This is a genomic window from Pirellulales bacterium (assembly GCA_035533075.1).
Classification (GTDB): domain Bacteria; phylum Planctomycetota; class Planctomycetia; order Pirellulales; family JAICIG01; genus DASSFG01.
On the sequence record DATLUO010000031.1, the window covers coordinates 20,879 to 39,521 of the forward strand.

General features: G+C 63.0%; 8 protein-coding genes. 3 read left to right on the forward strand and 5 right to left on the reverse strand.

Annotated elements, in window-relative coordinates; genetic code table 11:
• Positions 1-140: 140 nt before the first annotated feature.
• Positions 141-5,207 carry a DUF4214 domain-containing protein gene (locus tag VNH11_03540; GenBank protein ID HVA45435.1) on the forward strand — a complete coding sequence of 1,689 codons (5,067 nt, stop codon included), beginning with the start codon at positions 141-143 and terminating at the stop codon, positions 5,205-5,207.
• A gap of 1,104 nt (positions 5,208-6,311) precedes the next feature.
• Here VNH11_03540 and VNH11_03545 read toward each other — a convergent pair.
• Positions 6,312-8,057, reverse strand: a complete 1,746-nt coding sequence (locus VNH11_03545) for a hypothetical protein (GenBank protein ID HVA45436.1) — start codon at positions 8,055-8,057, stop codon at positions 6,312-6,314.
• Between the two features lie 188 nt (positions 8,058-8,245).
• Between VNH11_03545 and VNH11_03550 the strand changes: the two genes are divergently transcribed.
• The gene (locus VNH11_03550) at positions 8,246-10,783 is read left to right on the forward strand and encodes a ComEC/Rec2 family competence protein (GenBank protein HVA45437.1); all 2,538 of its coding nucleotides are present in this window, start codon (positions 8,246-8,248) and stop codon (positions 10,781-10,783) included.
• Positions 10,784-10,817: 34 nt separating this feature from the next.
• On the opposite strand, the gene VNH11_03555 is transcribed toward VNH11_03550, so the two are convergent.
• Both VNH11_03555 and VNH11_03560 read right to left on the reverse strand, forming a co-directional pair.
• Positions 10,818-11,438 carry a DUF4276 family protein gene (locus VNH11_03555; protein ID HVA45438.1) on the reverse strand — a complete coding sequence of 207 codons (621 nt, stop codon included), beginning with the start codon at positions 11,436-11,438 and terminating at the stop codon, positions 10,818-10,820.
• The gene (locus tag VNH11_03560) at positions 11,435-12,598 is read right to left on the reverse strand and encodes an AAA family ATPase (protein ID HVA45439.1); all 1,164 of its coding nucleotides are present in this window, start codon (positions 12,596-12,598) and stop codon (positions 11,435-11,437) included. Before VNH11_03560 ends, VNH11_03555 begins: the two co-directional genes overlap by 4 nt.
• Positions 12,599-12,844: 246 nt before the next feature.
• Here VNH11_03560 and VNH11_03565 point away from each other — a divergent pair, with 246 nt between their 5' ends.
• Positions 12,845-15,106: an FdhF/YdeP family oxidoreductase gene (locus tag VNH11_03565; GenBank protein HVA45440.1), complete on the forward strand. Its 2,262-nt coding sequence runs from the start codon at positions 12,845-12,847 to the stop codon at positions 15,104-15,106.
• Between the two features lie 19 nt (positions 15,107-15,125).
• Here the strand turns inward: VNH11_03565 and VNH11_03570 are convergent, their stop codons facing one another.
• Positions 15,126-17,243 (reverse strand): Ig-like domain repeat protein, encoded by a 2,118-nt coding sequence (locus VNH11_03570; protein ID HVA45441.1) that lies wholly within the window; start codon positions 17,241-17,243, stop codon positions 15,126-15,128.
• A gap of 339 nt (positions 17,244-17,582) precedes the next feature.
• Positions 17,583-18,347 (reverse strand): hypothetical protein, encoded by a 765-nt coding sequence (locus VNH11_03575; protein ID HVA45442.1) that lies wholly within the window; start codon positions 18,345-18,347, stop codon positions 17,583-17,585.
• Between the last annotated feature and the right edge of the window lie 296 nt (positions 18,348-18,643).

An 18,643-nucleotide genomic window follows, 5' to 3' on the forward strand; every position in this document is an offset into this window, starting at 1 on the left:
ACGCTGCCCAACGGCTGGTCCGCGGACGAAGTCCATTCGCGGGTCGACGGAACCGCGCGCGACGCGATGCGAGCTTGCCCCGATTAGAAAACCTTGAAGTCGGCCGCTCGCTCAACTTCCAGAGGCTGGAAACTCGGCGAATGCTGAGCGTTCTGCAGACGGAGACGAACGCACAAGGAACGGTCTACTCGCTGACCGACGCGTCAAGCGGCGGCTGGCTAGAAATGAAGGCCGCGGGCTCGAATGTGACACAGGTCATCGACACGAACGTGGCGACGTTCGGCCTCGACGCCTCCGGCGCAGCCGTAGCGCTGGAGGACACCGGAAACCTTGTTCTGTTTCCGGCCAACTCGCCATCTCGAGAGGTCATGCTCAGCGGTGTGAGGAGTTTTGTAATCGATATCTCTGGGGTCGTCACCGCGCTGGCAGCACCTGGCGCAACTTTTGATTCTGTCTACTGGTTCAAGCCGGGATCGACGGAGCCCAACCCCTACAGCGGCGTCTTCACCGACCTGAGGGTTGAGCGCGGAGCCGCGGTTGCGGCACGTAACGATTATGCTTTGGTTGAGTTTCCCGACAGTTCCAGCCCTCCGCCGGCAGTCATGGCTACTGATGTGAGAAGCTTCGTCGTTGATCAGAGCGGTTCAATGGTTGCGCTGTCAGGCAGCGAGTTGCTGCGTTGGAGTCCTGGCAGTGATATGCCGAGCGTGATCAACGGGTCATACACGGCGCTCGCCCTCGACGGCAAAGGTGATTCGGTGGCACTGGACAACAGCAACGCTTTGTGGCTATTGCCCCCTGGCTCTGATAAAGCTCAGCCGATGGCTCCCGGAGTCAGCGTCATTACGTTTCTTGTCGATTCCAGCGGATCGGTAATCGCCTTTGAGCCAATCCCGAATACCACGAGCGGACCGCTAGTCCGGTTCGCCGCTGGTTCAACCACACCGCAGCCGCTCTATGAACCGGACGGATCCGACACACTTCAAGCCCAACAGTTTCTGTTAGACGGGTCCGGATCTCTCGTCGCGCTTGATGCCAGTCACGATCTCGTGCGCTTTGCACCGGGCGCTACCACGGCGCAGCTAATGGCTAGCAACATCACCGGGTTTGTGGTCGACGGAGCCGGCTTTGTCGTCGCACAGACAGCGAACTCCGCGTCGAGCTCGTCTCGGACAGGAAGCATAGCTCGAATTGGAATACCGGGTACAACGATCCAACAGTTATCACCTGGCAGCTTATATGTGCCTACGGGAAGCGGGAACCTGATTCAGTTCGCGCCTGGGTCCGACTCGTCACAGAACATCGAGTCCGACGTCAAAACATTCGCAGTCGATGGCGGGGGTGGCGTTGTTACGCTGAACACAGGCGATGTCCTAACGCGATTTGCGCCAGGGGCGACAACCTCCATGCAACTGGATACCAACGCTGTACTCTCATTCATGCTCGACACAACCGGGCAGGTTGTCGCACTCGAGGCCAACGGCGACCTGGTGTTGTTCGACCCCACCTCCGCTGCACGGTTCGACCAGCGACAAGTGATGATCGCAGCCACGCAGTGGTCCGATGGGTCGTGGAATGCAGTTTCGTCTTTCCATATCGACCCACATGGGGTCATCATCGCCGTCATCGCTCATTTGTCCTCGCCCTTCCTGCTTGAGCATCCCACGCTCGAGGGCAGCACGCCCTATGTGATCGCGTGGTGCTTCGCGGCGACAAACGCAGAACTACATTACTTCACATTCAATTTCGAGCACCTCAGCGGCCCCGGCAACCCCGTCAACCTTCCTCTGCTCACTGCCGTTTCCCAGGTATATCTCCTGGCCGATGGATCAATGGCGGTGACAATTAAGGACACCTGGGACACGAACTTTCCTAGCTGGCTTGTGGTACCTCAAACGGGGCTCTTTGAGATGTTCCTCGTCCCGCAGAGCAGCGCGGGGACGGTTTTGGTGGACGAAGACATCCAAGCCTTTATGCCACCCGGCAACCCGCAGACAGGTTACTTCCTGACGGGCGTATCGGTGACAACCGGTCCAACCCAGCCTGGAAACCCGTGGGACTACAGCGAGCCGACGGCCGCGAGTGAGTTCGGCACGAGTTACACGTACACTGAACCGAGCGTACAACAGCCCCAGCCGAGCCCATTCTTAGGGTTCCTTGAGGTGGGCCTTTTTTTCGTCGGAGGTCTTGTGTTGGGGCCTATTGTCGGCCTTGTCGCGGACCCTATTCTCGGCCTTGTCGGGGACCTTGTTGGGGACGCGGCGGACGCCTTAGGCATCAGTGCCGAGGCTGCCGACGTTCTTGCCGGCGTGGTCGATCAGGCCGTCGCGAATGCCGTGGACCAGGGCCTCAACATTGCCGTGAACGGAGGCTCCTTCAACTGGACGCAATTCTTTGGCGCGGGGCTCTCGGCTCTGGACGGCGCTGACCTTGTCGGCAGCTTGGTTGGTTCTGTGGATCCGGTCGACGATTCGATCGTTGCCAACGTGCTGGATGGCGGTCTAAACAAAGCCGTCGGTGGGTTTCTGAAAGGTTTGGCCGACGGAGGAACGCTCAATAGCGCCCTCGGCCAAGCTGCCCAAGGGGCCCTTGACGGTCTTACGCGCGGCGTTGGCGATGCGCTGGAGAACTCAGAAATCGGCTCGACGTTCCTTCAGGAAGCCTCATCTTTTTTGAGCCAGGTGTCGGACGCTTCTGCAGACCTGCCATTTGTCAACTCCGCCGTGCTGGGATTCTTTAACGCCGCAGTCTCCGGCAACTGGAGCAATCTATCATTCGCCTCGCTCGCTGACTCGGGCGCCTCGTTGCTCGAACAAATCGCAAGCGACAACCTCAGCAATACGCCGTTTGCCAGCGATGCTGTATCGCTGCTGAGCAAGGCAGTTAGTGGACAGATTACGAGCAGTGCCTTTGGTAATACGTTTGCGCAAGACGCGCTATCATTTTTCGATAATTCGGTTGCCGATCAGCTCACTGGCTCAGACCTCGCCGGTAATATCGCCAGCTTTGTCAATCAAATAAGCCAGACCGGTCTCGGCACGTTCGTAAGCACAGGATTGGGCCAAGGTCTCGGAACGTTTTTACAACAGGCTGTATCCGGCGGTTTAACTACGTCGCCTCTGGCCGAGGGCGTCGGGGCGCTCTTGCAGCAGGTCGCAGGCACCACATCACTCGACACTTCTGAAATTGCTAATGGGGTTGGCGATTTGCTGCTGCAGGCCGGTGGCGCGGACAGTTCCATCGAGTCATCGCCGCTAGCGGTCGGGGTGGGAGAGCTCCTCCAACAAGCGAAAGCAGACGGGCTTGATCTTGTGAATTCTCCGCTCGTAGCCGGGGTCGGCAAATACCTTCAGCAATATCCGTTTAGCGCGACGGATTCGGGGTTTTCTAATGGCCTGGGCAGCTTTTTACAACAAGCGGTGCAAGACGGCCCTGCTTTCATGAGCTCCGCCTTTGCTACCTCGGTGGGGAAATTCTTGCAACAGGGCAGCGCGGAGTCGGCCCTGCTGAGCGATCCGACCATTGCCAGCGAAATTGGGACGTTTCTACAACAGGCCGCGAAATCTGGCACCTTGTTCAGCAAATCCACATTGAGCGCGGACGTCGGTTCTTTCCTCACGCAAGCGGCGAGCGACGGCCAACAGTTCCTCAATTCGGGCTTTATGGGAGATGCTGCTTCGTTTCTGGCTGTCGCGAGCGCCGATACGAATTCGCTGCAGGCGACTGCTACGATGCCGACGCTGCTTGGGACGTTCCTGCGCCTTGTAAGTCAGGATACTTCGTACCCGAGATCCGGCGTCGGCACGAATGCGGCCGCCTTCTTGCAGCAGTCCGAAGTAATCGACACTGATTTCCTGGAGCCCAACTTCGTCAACGGTCTCGAATCCCTGCTGCCTTCGCCGATCGCCGTAACTATCAGCTCCGAGCCCTCCGCGAATACATTCGTTGGTGCGCCGTTCAGCACGACGGTTCATGTTGCTGACGCGCTCGGCCACGCTCTGGGGGGCATTCCAGTCACCCTCACTCTGCGCGTTAACTCCGGCAACGGCGCACTTAATGGCACCCTCACCGAGACGAGCGACAGCAACGGCGACGCGACATTCAATAACTTGTCGATGAATGAAGGCGGCGTAGGCTACGTCCTTACTGCAAGCGATGCTACGTCGAATACTGCTACATCGAGCCCGTTCGACATATCGGTTCAAGACTGGATTTACACGACCAGTTCGGGATCAGTCGGCGTATCGGCTGCCGACGGGCTATTGGCCGGCGGTGCCGCCTCCCGTCACGGGAATGTGGCCGCGGGCACGGTGACGGGAGCGCAGGGCGGCTCGTTCACGTTCAACGCCGACGGCTCGTTCACCTATACGCCGGCCGTGAGTTTCCTCGGCTTCGACAGCGCGCCGTTCAACATGACCGACCCATCGGGCGACAAGGCGACTCAGACCGTCACCGTGCTGTCGCAGCACGCCGGCGTGGTCTGGAAGTTCTACGAGTCCGTGCTCAATCGCACGCCCGACCCGGCGGGTCTGCAATACTGGACCAATTACTTCAACAACGGCGGCAAGATCGGCGACATGGCGTTCGGCTTCTTCGAGAGCGACGAGCTGCTCGACAAGGTGCTGGGCAACTATTACGAGCAATACCTATTGCGGCCGCTCGACGCGAACGGGCTGACGTATTGGAAGGGAGTTTGGCACGCCACGGGCGGACCGGAGCAGATCAAGGCCGGTTTCGCCGACAGCCCGGAGTTTTTTAGCTCGGCGGGCGGCACGCCGCAGTCGTGGATCGCGGCCCTTTATCAGCGCATCCTCAACCGCACGCCCGACCCCAATGGCGAGTCGTTCTGGATGAACTACTACCAGCAGCAGACGGCGGCGGGCGTCGATGCCGGCACCGTACGCTACAACATCGCGCTGGGCTTTTTCGACAGCCCGGAGTCGTTCGGCCAGGACGTGGCCGGCTGGTTCCAAGAGTATCTGTTCCGCGCACCGACGGCCGCCGAGCAGGCGCAGTATGTGAGCCAAATGAAGGCCGGCGCGACCGACCGCACCATCGAGCAGGAGATCACGAACCTGCCGGAGTACGCCAACAATCCCTCGGCGCCGGCCGCCGGCACCGGAACGCCGCTGGCCGACTATTACCCGACGCCGGCGCAAACGCAGGCGGTGGTGGCGGCCAAGGACGCCTTGTTTGCGCGACTTTAGATCCCGACCCCGAAGGGGTTGCACTCGAAAGCCCAGGGTGCAGCGCAGCGGAACCCTGGGGTTCTGACGGGAAGAGAATTGTCAGCCCAAACGGGGCGTCATTCGCGGGGCCGCGCCCGACGGTTGCCTCTGCCACGATTCCGTGCGCAGGATGGGGAATGACGCCCTTACAGGGCTAAAGACGATTTGTGCCTTCCCGATACCCAGGGTTCCACCCTGGGCTGTCGAATGACGCACCTTCGGTGCTACGGCCGTGCCTAAGAAGTGGGCAGCGGCCTCGCACGACGGTCGAGTGCGGCTGAGCGATCCACGGCTTTTGCAAATTTGCAAACACCGATAAAATACGGCATTTTTTGGCAACGAACCACCCATCGGTACTGCTTTTGGGCTGACTGCCTAATATGTACGCATGGTGCTGCTTCGGTGCTCAATTCATCAGCAACTGACTCACGGATGAGGGATGAGGGATGAGAGAGATAAGCTGATGAGCTTCCACGGAGCGGTGCAAGCCAATTGCAGCGCAAGATGACGGATGCGATGAGCGACCTCGCCCGATAGTTTTTATGCGACGCGAGGGGCCCATCACGGCGGAGCGTGATGCCTTTCCCGGCGCGCCGGGAATCACGAAACAACCCAAGCCAGCCGCGCGGTAGAACCAGAGGAATGACAGAAAGAATACAGACAGAAAAATGGGCGGCCGCAGTCGCAATCCAAAATCCAAAATCGGCAATCCAAAATCGCCCCACCCCCCAGATTCATCGTTGCGGCGCGAAAATGAGCCGCGCCGGGCTGTCGCCGCAAGGTCCGACCGCCAAATGGTTTGCAGCGCGGGGAAATCGGACACGCGTTTTGTTTTTGTCAACGATAATTATTTTCCGTCAACGGTAATTCGACCGCCCACGAATCCTCGTCGGCAGTCCGTGGTGCGTTGCCAGATTGACCGTGGCAGACGACGCGAAGCGTCGCTGATCGATCTTCGAAAAGTTGACAGAGAGGGGTGCAACCGGGAGGCAATCCCGCAGATCCCGTGCTTCCGGAGGGGTGGGCACGGCGCCCACCCCCCCGTCGGTAGCCCCACGGCGCGCAGCCCGGCGTCGCGGTTTTTCAGGCCGTCTCCAGCGCGTGCCGGACGGGATCGACGAGCAGATCGAACTTGCCATTGACCACCATGCCGCGCGACTCGGCGGTCACCGGCCGCTTGTCCGCGGCCAACCGCTCGCCGTCGAGCAACAGGCTGGTCGTTGCCCACAGCTTCTTCAGGGCGGGCGATTGCAACTCCTCGTCACTGGCCGGATAGGCCAGCGACTTGTGCGGCTCTTCGGTGACCACCAGGTGATAAAGCGTCACGGGGCCGGCGGCCGAATCGACGCGGGCCAGCGCGCCGGCGATCCAATCGACGTCGCCCGGCTCGATTTGGCCGCGCGTCAGATGCAGCACGACCGGCGCCAGGCAGGCCGCGCGGTGCTGCCGGCACCACTCGGCGGCCAGCTCGGCCACGCGCTCGAAGGCGGTCACCGGCGGGGCCGCCGCCGTCGGCTCCAGGTCGAAGTAGATCGGCTTCTTGCGGGTCAGCGAGATCAGCCCGCCGATGCCGTTGGAGACCTGCTCTTCGCTCTCTTCCACCCGGAGGGCGCCGGCGGCCAGATCGGTGTGATGGACAACCGACTGGCCGGCGAGCGGCCCTTCGAACCCGCGAACGTCGACCTCGCCCGACGAATCGAGACCGTAGGAGACAAGGGCCACGTCCACCACGCCGGAGGCAATCTTCGAGACCTGCTTCAACAGGTCGTTGGCGTGCTCCTGCAGCCGTCCCACGGGGTTCTGCACGCTGGTGGCGAAGGGATCGGCCACCGAACGATCGAGCACGAAGGCCAGCAGCGCCGCTTGTTCCTTGCCGGCCGCGGCGAGCGGCGACGCGTCGCTCGGCGCAGGTTCAGCGGCCGCGGGCGCCGCTTGGGCCGCCATCGGTCCGGGCGCCGGCGGGGCCGCAACGCCGCCCTTCGACGGCCAGTGGCGCGTGTGGGCCTTCACCAGCGACAGCATCTGAATCAGGTCGGCGATCTTGGCGTTGTAGATCAACCCGCGTGCGCCGGGGTTGACCGTGACGTGGGCCTCCTGCAGGGCCTCGACCAGGTGCGGCGGCAGCACGCTCGCGCGGCGAAACTGATCGCGGGCAGAACCGAGCGTGAGATAGACGTAGTTCGACGGATAGAGCGACGTGACCACGGCCGCCGACGCCGCCAGATGGGCCTGCAGCACCAAGGGATGTCCGCCCGGCGTGGTCAGTTCCAGCAACTTGCTGATGGCGAGCTGTGGATTGCCGTCGCCCGACGCGCCGGAAGCGATGTGGATGACCAGCGGCATGCCCGGCGAGGGGCCTGCGTCGGCGGCCCACCGCGCGATCAGGTCGCGGCAAGAATTGTAGGCGGCAATCTGCGGCGCCTTGGCTCCCAGGGTGGGCGCGTACCAGACTGGGAACTCGACGGTCTCTTCTCGCGGCGGGCCGAAGCCGCCGGGCGACGGCAGTTTGCGGACGCGCGTTTCCATGCGCAGCGGCGCGGCCGACAGCTCGCCGCTCGGCACAAACTCGCGTCCGGCCAGCGGACCGCCCCAGCGCGGGCCGACGTTGACTTGTCCTTGAGCATCGGACTGATAGCCAACCAGGGCCAGATCGAAGCTCGGGCCGCCGGCCAACTGCTTCAAGAGTGCATTGACCGCGGTGGCCACACGCTCGGCGTTGGGCCGCGTGGAGGCTTTGCCTTCGGTGGTCAGCTCGCGCATGACCGCCCCCATGCCCGACGACTCGTCTACCAGAAGCACCACACAGCCGGGACTTTGAAGATCGCTCATACCCAACAGGATACCCGCCGGGCCGGCGCAGTTCAAATAAAGGCCGGTGGCTTACCACCGCGGCAGAAAAATGGGATAATCGCGGGAATGCCACAAGGCCAAGTTTTTAACGGCCGAGGCGGAATTCTGGCCAAGATCGGGACGTCTATCCGGCAACAAGTCATTCGTCAACGACGAGCGTGCAAGCAATGCATGGTGACGACACGGTTGGTGATCGCCGCTGGCCCCGTTATCAGCCGTTGGTGCTGGTGGCGGCGGCATGCGCGGCGGGCATCGTCGCCGATCGCCTCGTTGCGTTGCGGACCGACGCCTGGCTTGCCCTAGGATTCACAACTTGGTGCCTCTGGTTTTTGGTTCGACGACGACGCACTGCATTGCCGACCGCGCTATTGGCGTTGGCGCTGGCGGGCCTCGGCGGCGCCTGGCATCACCAACATTGGTTCCTGTCGGACAGGCACGAGATCGGCCTCTATGCCGCCGAGTCGCCGCGGCCGGCTTGCGTTGAGGCGATCGCGATTGGCAGTCCGCGGCAGATCGCGGCCCGGCCGCCCAATCCACTGCGCGCCATTCAGCAGCAAGACCGCAGTCGCCTGACCGTTCAGCTTGTGGCGTTGCGCGACGGCGACCGCTGGCTGCCGGCATCGGGCATGACGCAGGTGTGGGTCGACGGCACGGTCAGCGATGTCCATCGCGGCGACCGCCTGAGAATTGTCGGGCAGCTTTCCGCACCGGCCGGTCCGCAAAACCCCGGCGAATTCGATTTCGCCGGCCATAGCCGGGCCGATCGCCAACGCAGCCGGCTGGCCGCCGATTTCGTCGAGTGCGTCCAGGTTATCGAGCGGGGCAGCTTTTGGTCGCCCGCCGGCCTGCTTGACCGCCTGCGGCAGCGCGGCCACGAGTTGTTGTGGCGACAGATCGATGCCCGCCGGGCCGCGCTGGCGTCTGCCCTGCTGCTCGGCGTGCGCGACGAACTCGACGAACAGACGAACGTGGCTTTTGCCAAGACCGGCACGATCCATCTGTTGTCGATCTCCGGGCTGCACGTCGGCATCTTGTCGATGTTCTTGTTCGGCATCTTGCGGCTGGGATTGATCGGACGTCGCTTGGCGCTGGCGTGCGTCGCCATCACGACGATTGTCTACGCATTGGTGATTTCGGCGGAGCCGCCGGCAGTCCGAGCGACCATCGTGGTGCTGCTGGTCTGCCTGGCGACGTTGCTCCGTCAACGACCGCTCTCCTTTAATCTGCTGGCAGCAGGGGCGTTGGTCGTGTTGGTGATGAACCCCTGCGATCTGTTCCGCATCGGTCCGCAACTCTCGTTTTTGGCGGTGGCGGCGCTGATCGGGGCGGGCGGCCGCTTTGCACCGCGACCGATCGCCGATCCGCTCGATCGCCTGATCGCACAAACGCGGCCGTGGCACGTCAAGCGGGCGCGCCGTTGGGCCAGCCGCCTGCTGCAAGGCTTCGCGATCAGCTTTTGCGTGTGGGCCACGGGCGTGCCCTTGGTGCTGTCGCAGTTTCACTTGATTTCGCCAGCCACGTTGGCGCTGACGCCGCTGTTGGCCGTGCCCGTCGCCACGGCCCTGATCTCGGGCTTTTTGTTGTTGACCGTAGGGTGGCTCGTTTGGCCGTTGGCGGCGATGTGCGGGGCGGTCTGCGATTGGTCTCTGTGGGCCATCGACGCGTGCATCGACTACGCAGCCTCGCTTCCCTGGAGCCACGCCTGGGCGCCGGGGCCGGCATTCTGGTGGCTGGCCGGCTTCTACGCGGCGCTGGCGGCGTGCGTGGTTGCGCCACGTTGGTGTCCGCCGCCGCGTTGGTGCCTGGCGGGCTTCGCCGGTTGGACCGCTCTGGGCTTCGGCTTGCCCCTGGCAGCCGGTCGTGCCTCGCCGCGGCTGGAATGCACGTTCTTGTCGGTGGGCCACGGGTGCGCGGTGCTGTTGGAGTTGCCCGGCGGCGAGAATGTGCTCTACGACGCCGGCCGGCTCGGCTCGCCGGAAGCCGGGGCGCGGTCCATCGCGGGCTATCTCTGGCACCGCGGCATTACGCGTCTCGACGCGATCGTGCTCTCGCATGCCGACGTCGATCACTACAACGCGGTGCCCGAGTTGCTGACGAAGTTCCGCGTGGGAGTGATCTATGTGACTCCGGCGATGTTGCGCGACGAAAGCCCCGCGATCGAGACCTTGCTGGCGGCGGTGCGGCAGTCCGGCGTGCCGCTGCGCGAAACGTGGTCGGGCGACCGGCTGCGCGTCGCCAGCGATTGCTTGCTCGAAGTCTGGCATCCGACGCGCCGCGGCGTGTTGGGCAGCGACAACGCCAACAGCCTGGTGCTCGATGTCGAATATCAGGACCGGCGGATTCTGCTGACCGGTGACTTGGAATCGCCGGGCATCGACGACCTCTTGGCCGAATCGCCCTGCCACTGCGACGTGGTTCTCACGCCGCACCACGGCAGTGCCCGCAGCAATCCGCCCGGCTTTGCCGCCTGGAGCACGCCCGAAGTGGCCGTCGTCAGCGGCAGTGCCAACGACCGCCGGCCCGAGGTCGACCGGGCCTATCGCCAGCGCGGCGCGTGCGTTTTGAACACGGCCGATTGCGGGGCGATTCATCTGGCCGTGACGCGCGAGCGGATCGAGGCATCGACCTGGAAACCGGTGGTGTATGGCCCGACGTCTGAAAGTGCGGAGCGACCGGCAGAAGCAATCGCACTGTACCGGCCATGAGCTGTGCAGCAATGCGGAAAATGATTACGGGTGACTACGGGATCGTCTGATCCTCGTCGCAGAGCTTCAAAATAGTGTTCAGAAAGGCTTTCAACTCACGGCAAGCGTTCGCGGATACAAGGAGATTTTCCCCGGCGAGAATACGACCAGCATCGCGCGCCTTGACGTAGCTCTTGCCCTTCTGACCTGTTCGATAGACCTCGGCCAAGATATGGGCCGGAGGTTTAATGTGGTTGACCTTTTCCGGATCCGGCCCTGGTGCGGCTTTATTGCTGCCGGCTAGCTTCTGGATCTTTGCCCAGAACGGGAGCAACCATGCCTCGAAATCGTGTAGGGCCACGTGGGGATGGAACCGGTCCTCGTTGCCCACCCAGGCACGCATCTTAGCCTTGGCGTCATCGGCCGCTTCGAAATCGGGTGGACGGGACCCCGTGTAAACGTCGGACAGTGCAATCACGGCATCCGCTGCGCGTCGCTTGTCGCGCAACAACCGCTCGACGTCGCGTTTTAGCCTCTCTCCGGTTGGAATGCGGCCGTCGTAAGGCACCATGTCGAGCTTGGGCATCTTGCCCGATAATCGTCCGTGTAGAAATCGTAGCAGGTGCGGTTTGAACGCTGTCTCCGTTTTTCCTTCGACGAGAATGGCGATCCTCACGACCGGCCCCCCATGCGCCCCAACCGCCAGACCTCATCTAAGGTGTAATCATCGAGCCATTGATCGAGGTCGAGCTCGTCGGCCCACGTCATCTCGGCCGCTCCCGAGTCGTTCACGTCAATCGTTGCAACTTCGGATGGTTGCAGGCTGCGCACCAGCCTGTCGGCATGCGTGGCGACAATGAGTTGAGTCCGTTGCGACGACTCTCGAAACAGGTCCGCGAGCAGTGACAGGAGTTCCGGGTGGAGACTCACCTCCGGTTCATCGATGAGCGTGACTGCGCTCAATCCCGGACTCTGCAGAAGCGACACCAGCCACAGAAAACGGAGCGTCCCTTCCGAAAGCTGGTGCATATAGAAAGGCTGCTTGCTCGTTGCGTCTTTCCACGTCATGGCCACGGTACCGGCGGCGACCAGCGGAAAATTCAGGCGCTCGAAGCCGGGAAACCCCGCTCGCAATGTATCCTCAACTGTGTCGTAGCGGTCGGGATCGGTTTCCCTGAGCGTGTAGAGGCAGGAGACCAGGTCCGCGCCGTCATGGCCTGGCAATCTGGCGTCGCGCATCTGCTGTGGCAGACGGATTGGCGCACGCCGGCTCACATCGAGCACGTGGTAGTGGGTGGACGACGCCAAACGCTTGCGAAAATCCTCCGGTTGTTTATACACCTTCGGGACCTGCGACAACGCCGTTTCCGCGGCGTCATAGTCCCAGTTCGGTGCAATGCGGCTGCCGTCCGGCGAGCAGTAATGTACGTCTCCATGATGTGCGTCGATTCGTTTGATCTCGCGGGCCTCCTGCATCTGCGGCTGCGTCAGCGTTTCATCGGCGATCTCATAGCCGACTCCGCGGGCGGCCAGCGCGACGCGATATCGAATCGGTTCGGGATGCTTATTTCCCATTGCGAGATCGAACGCCATGGATCGCGATTTTCCGCCGTTGGCCGACGCCAAGTTGCTCAAATTGCTCTCGATTCCGCCCAAGTCACTCATCGTTTGATTCAAGTCTCCAGACGCCGATGCCGCCAGCAGCGAGAAGACATCGAGCAGCGACGTCTTCCCGCATCCATTGGCCCCAATCAGCACCATCAGCGGCCTTAGCTTGAGATCGACGTCGTGCAGACGTCGGAACCCTTGGATGTGGATCTTGTCAAAGGTCGTCATGTTGTTCGCGGCGTGAACTTGTCTAGGGCACCCAATCCGACACCGAAAGATTCTCTTTTATGCGAGTTTACCGCCCCAAGGCGGTGTTGGAAACGTGAGACCGCGGAAAGAGGCGTCTCGACCAGCGGATCCGTCCGTGTTCGACCGGCTCGCGGGAGATTAGTAGCCCCGCCCCGCTTTCAGACGGCGACTCCCTGGTGTTAAACTGAACTTCGGGCGAACGGGCGGTTGAGGCAAGCGATTTCGATGCGAAAAGTCAAAACGGGCGGAGGTTGGCCGGCGGTCTGGTACACGCTCCGCAAAGGCCGCGAGGTGGGCGGCCTGTGGAAGCTGTGGAAGGCCATGCGCAGCAAAAATGCCTGCAAGACCTGCGCGGTCGGCATGGGCGGGCAGGCGGGTGGCATGGTCAACGAGCAAGGCCACTTCCCCGAGGTCTGCAAGAAGTCGCTGCAGGCCATGGCCGCCGATATGCAGGGCGCCATCCGCCGCGATTTTTGGAGCACCTACTCGGTGGCCCAACTGCAGGCCTTCACGCCGCGCGAGCTGGAGTCGTGCGGACGCATCACCACGCCCGTCGTGCTCCGCCGCGGCGACGATTATTACCGGCCGATCGGCTGGCACGAGGCGCTGGCCAAAATCGCCGACAAGCTGCGGGCAACCGTGCCCGACGAGACCTTCTGGTATTTCAGCGGCCGCGGCTCCAATGAAGCGGCCTTTCTGCTGCAACTTTTTGCCCGACTGTATGGCACGAACAACGTCAACAACTGCAGCTATTACTGCCACCAGGCCAGCGGAGTCGGTCTGGCCAGTTCCGTCGGCACCGGCACGGCCACGGTCGGACTGGCCGATCTCGACGGCGCCGATCTGGTGTTCGTGATCGGCGGCAATCCGGCCAGCAACCATCCGCGGCTGATGCGCACGTTGATGCAGGTCCGCCGACGCGGCGGCGAGGTGATCGTGATCAATCCGGTCATCGAGACCGGGATGGTCAACTTCAGCGTGCCCAGCGACGTCCGCAGCCTGCTCTTCGGCACGAAGATCGCCAGCCTCTACGTGCAACCGCACATCGGCGGCGACCTGGCGCTGCTGGCGGGCATCGCCAAGCGCATCGACGAGATGCAGGCCATCGACGCGGAGTATCTCAACCATTGCTGCGACGGATGGAACGAATTCTCGCTGTGGCTGCGCACGCTCGACTGGGCTGAAATCTGCCGCAAGTCGGGCGTCGAGCGTAAAGAAATCGACGCGATCGCCGACCGGTATGCCAGGGCCAACCACGTGGTCTTCAGTTGGACGATGGGCATCACGCACCACGTGCATGGCGTCGAGAACGTGCAGGCCATCGCCAACCTGGCGCTGCTGCGCGGCATGGTGGGGCGGCCCAACAGCGGCCTGCTGCCGATTCGCGGCCACTCGAACGTGCAAGGCATCGGCTCGGTCGGCGTGATGCCGAAACTCAAGCAGGCGCTGTTTGAGCGGATGGAAGCGCACTTCGGCGTCAAGCTGCCAAGCGGGCCGGGCCTCGACACGCTGGAATGCCTGGAGCGGGCAGACGGCGGCGGCTTGAAGGTCGGCGTCTGTCTGGGAGGCAACTTGTACGGCGCGTCGCCCGAAGCCCGGTTCGCGGCCCGCGCCCTCGGCAAGCTCGACCTGCTGGTCTATCTCAACACAACACTCAACACCGGCCATGCTCACGGTCTGGCCGAAGAAACGCTGATCCTACCGGTGTTGGCACGCGACGAAGAGCCCCAGCCGACGACGCAAGAATCGATGTTCAACTTCATCCGTCTCAGCGACGGTGGCCCGGCGCGCCATGAGGGCCCGCGGGGTGAAGTCGACATTCTGGCCGATCTCGCCCAGCGCGTGCTCGACGGCAGTACGCCGATCGACTGGTCGGCGATGCGCGACACCTCGCGCATCCGCGAAGCGATCGCGGTCGTCGTGCCGGGCTTCGAAAAGATCGCCCGCATCGACCGCACCAAAGAAGAGTTCGCCATCAGCGGCCGCGTGCTGCACGAGCCGCGTTTTCCCACGGCGAGTGGCCGGGCAAAGTTGCACACGCACACGTTGCCCGATCTGCCGGGCGGCGACGGCAGCCTGCGATTGATGACCGTCCGCAGCGAGGGCCAGTTCAATACGGTCGTCTACGAAGATTACGACCTGTATCGCGGCCAGGACCGCCGCGACGTCATTCTGCTGCACCCCACGGACGTCGAGCGACTGGGATTGGCAGAGAACCAGCGTGTGACCGTTCACAGCGAAGCCGGCTCGCTGCCGGGCATCCTGGTGCGGCCGTTCGCCGAAATCAAGGTCGGCAACGCCCTGATGTATTACCCCGAGGCCAACGTGCTGGTGCCCCGTCACGCCGATCCGCTCTCGAAGACTCCGGCGTTCAAGAGCATCGTCGTCACGTTGGAAGCGTCGCCGGCCGCCGAATTGCCGCGGGCGAAATCAAATGGCGCACCGGCAACGTTAAGAGTCGAGCGGAAGCCATTGCCGAGCTGTTAGGGCGGCGGCGGTGGTTCTGCTACGGGCCGATCGAGTTGAAGAATTCCTGCGACGAGACCATCTGCGAGACGATGCCTTCCTCAGTTCCGCCCGCGTTCAACTGGCTGATGAAATAGTTCGCGCCGTTGGCGTCGGCGTTGCGGCCGAGGTACGTCTGATATAACGATTGCACCAGGACTTGCTGATACTCGAGCTTCGACATCACCTGCGTGGCCACGGTGGCCCGCGTGACGGGCGTGCCGCCGCCGGGAAGCTCCGCCCCGATGGCCGCCAGCGCGCCCGGATCGACGTGGCGGCCCAGCAAGTCGGTGTACAGCCCGTCGGCAAAACCATTGACCGTGCCGCCGTGCAAATTGAAATACTCGTCCGAGCCGAGCACGATCGCCTTGACGGCCGCAATCGAGTAGCCTTCGGTCAACAACTGGTTGAAGCTGTTCAGCGCGGCGGAATCCGCCAGCCGGCCCAGATAGGCTTCGAAGACCGAGTCGATTTCGCGGATGTGGTACTCTTGGCTCCCTTCGATGCGCTGGGTCATCACGATCGGCGCAAGCCCCGCGTTCAAGGCGGCGGACCAGTACGTCAAGGCCGAAGTCTCCGCGTCGCGCCCTAACAGCTCGATATAGACCTGGTTCACATAGCGCTCGACCGTGTTGCCCACCAACTCCACCAGAGTGGACGAAGTGCTGCTGCCGAAGGTCGAATTGCCCGTGTATTGGGCCGAGAGCTGGCGGTTGCCGATCGGCAGCGACGAGGTAGTGAAGGTGGCCTGCTGTTGGCCGTTGACCGTGGTCAGCGAGGCGCTGCCGATTTGCGTCGAGCCGTCGAAGAAGTTTACGGAACCGGTGGGCACGCCTACGCCGCTCGACTTGACGACGGCGGTCAGCGTGATCGACTGGCCGGGCGAAATGGCGTTCTGGGGCGTCGAAAGCGTCGTAGTGGTGACGATGGCCGTGACTTTTTGCGAAAGCGTCGACGACGTCGATGCGTTGAAACTGCTGTCGCCGGAATAGAACGCGGTGATCGAGTGCGTGCCGGCCGTCAGCGCCGACGTGGTGAACGTCGCTTCCTGCTGACCGTTGACGGTCGACAGCGTGCCTGAACCGAGCAGCGTCGTGCCATTATTGTCGAAAAAGCTTACCGTGCCGGTAGGCGTGCCGCTCAGTCCGCTGGCCGGAGAGACGGTCGCGGTGAAGGTCACCGATTGATTGAGCTGGGAGGGATTGGCCGACGAGACCAGCGTGTCGGTGGTGTTCGCGGGCGTGAGCACCACGCTGCTGGCATTGTAGGTGATCTGAAACCGCTGCCCGTTGATGATCAGGCTGCTTCCCTGGGCGAAGGTGCCGGTGATCGTGCCGGTCGATTGAATCAGCGTAAACGGGGTCGTCGTGGTGAGCGGAATGTTGAGCGACGCGGTAAGGTTCGCACCGCCCAGATTCACCGCGCCTTTGGCGGCGAGTTGGCTGTAGTTGCCGGGTCCGTTGCCGGCGACCGTGCCGTCCAGAAGCACGTTGAAAGTGGTCGACGCATCGAGGGTCACGGCGCCGGTGGTAAGCACGCCTGGCGAGCTGACGCTGCCGGGCGAAATGGTGCCGCCACCCGCCGTGGCCGTGATCGTGCCCGTCGTTCCAAAGCCTCCCAGCGTGCCGCCGTTCAGGCTTACGTCGCCGATGGTGCCGTCGGCCAGCAGCGTGCCGGCGCTGGCGGTGGTGCCGCCGCTGTAGCTGTCGACGGCAAGCAAATCCAGGGTGCCGGCGCCGGCTTTGGTCAGCCCGCCCGAGCCGCTCACGACGCCGCCCACATTGAGCTGAGCGCCGCTGCCGACGGTAAACGTTTGGCCGGCGCCCAGCACGAGGGGCAGGTTCATCGTGTCGGTGCCGCTGGTGTCGCTGTCGGTGACGCCCGCCGTGATGGTCAGCGGAGTGCTGCCGCCGAGGTTATAACCGCCCGACGCCCCATTGAACGTAACCGAATTGACGGAGAGGCCGGAGATATCGTCGGTGTTGGTCAGATTGGAAGCGCCGGCGGGGAAAACCAGCGAATCGCCGCTGACGGGCACGCTGCCGCTCCAGTTCGTCACGCCCGAGATGTTTGTGCTCCAATTTGCGCCCAGCACGCCGGTCCACGTGTCAGTCGACAAAGCCAGGCGAACTTCGAGCGATTCGAATTGCCGGCTGGACCGGGTGAAGCGGCTATGTCGCCCGCTCACTCGGTGAGCGGATCTGGAAAGACCGGAACGAGGCGCGCTGCTGCGCGACTTTTTCTTGCTTGTGCGTCGAGGGAACCAGAGCATCGTAAATCTCACGTTGCGGGCTTGCGTGCGGGGACATTCATCGCCGTCATCTTCATCGGCAGGCGGGCGAAGCTGGGAGCCGTCGGCGTGCAAAAGTCGGGTCGTGCCGTCCGTGCGGGTCCGTCTTTGATAATCGTGCCGTCTTTTACAATCTAACGCCGAAGCTGCACGCAGGAGAAGGGCCGTTTATCTTTTTTGGCGTTCGGCGGCGAACAGCTCCTCGATCATGTCCTGTACGCGGTCGGCCGTGTGCAGCAGCCGGATGTGCCACAGCGATCTGGGCAGCCCAACCGGGTCGAACAGGTCGGGTCCCAGACAACCGAGAATCGCGGCGGCAAGCTGGTCGTTGCCGTCGCTGTGGCCATCGCGACCCACCGAGGCCTGAAAGCCCGCCCTGAGCGAATGCGCCACCATCGACCAGGCGGTGCCGCCCTGTTGCCAAGACGGGCGATCGCGAGTATCGTCGGCGAATTCGTGTGCCAGCGCGGCATCGAAGGCGAATTCAGCCACGTCGTCATGTATCAGCAAGCTGCCGATGAGCATGTCGTTCCAGCGCTCCACTTGCCGCCGCAGCCGGTTCAAATCGCCGGCGTCTTGGGCACCGACGCCCGGCCCGCAGAGAAGGAGAGTCAAGGCGCGGTGGCGGGCTTCGAGATGGCCGGTCAACACGCTCCGGGCAATCGGTTCGGCATCGGCCGTTTCTCGCCGGCGATCGTGGGCCGTCAGCACCGCCGCGCAGACGCGCGTCAGAACTTCGGTGGCCAGAATCTCTTCCAGCACAGGCCGAAGGCGAAGCTGTTTCAGCGATCGCGACCATCGCTGCTGGCGGCATTTGCAGACCGACCAGTATTGCCGCAGCGCCTCTGGCGAGATTTGCCGGTCAGAGCGGAGCACGAGCGGTGCGTGCGCCGTGACCACCGCGGCCAACTCAAGCAAATCGACGAGGGTCATGAGGAAGGGTTCAGGGTTCAGGGCCGGTGGCTGGGGCAGAGCCGCGGTGCCAGCGTGGTTCTTACCCCAAGGCGTCGTCGCGGCGATGCCCCGGTGCGTGCGAGCCGGGGCATCGGTTGGCCGCCCAGTCGTCGACTACGCTCGACCTCGACTTGGCCAACCTCTGCCCCAGCCACCGCGACCCAACCGGGCAAGAGAGCCTGAGGGGACAAAGGCTCGCTCGCCACAGTGGGTTGCTGTAGAGGGAAAGCAAACCGGGTGCCGTCCCTGAGCAGGGATTGCCGCAGCACACCTAA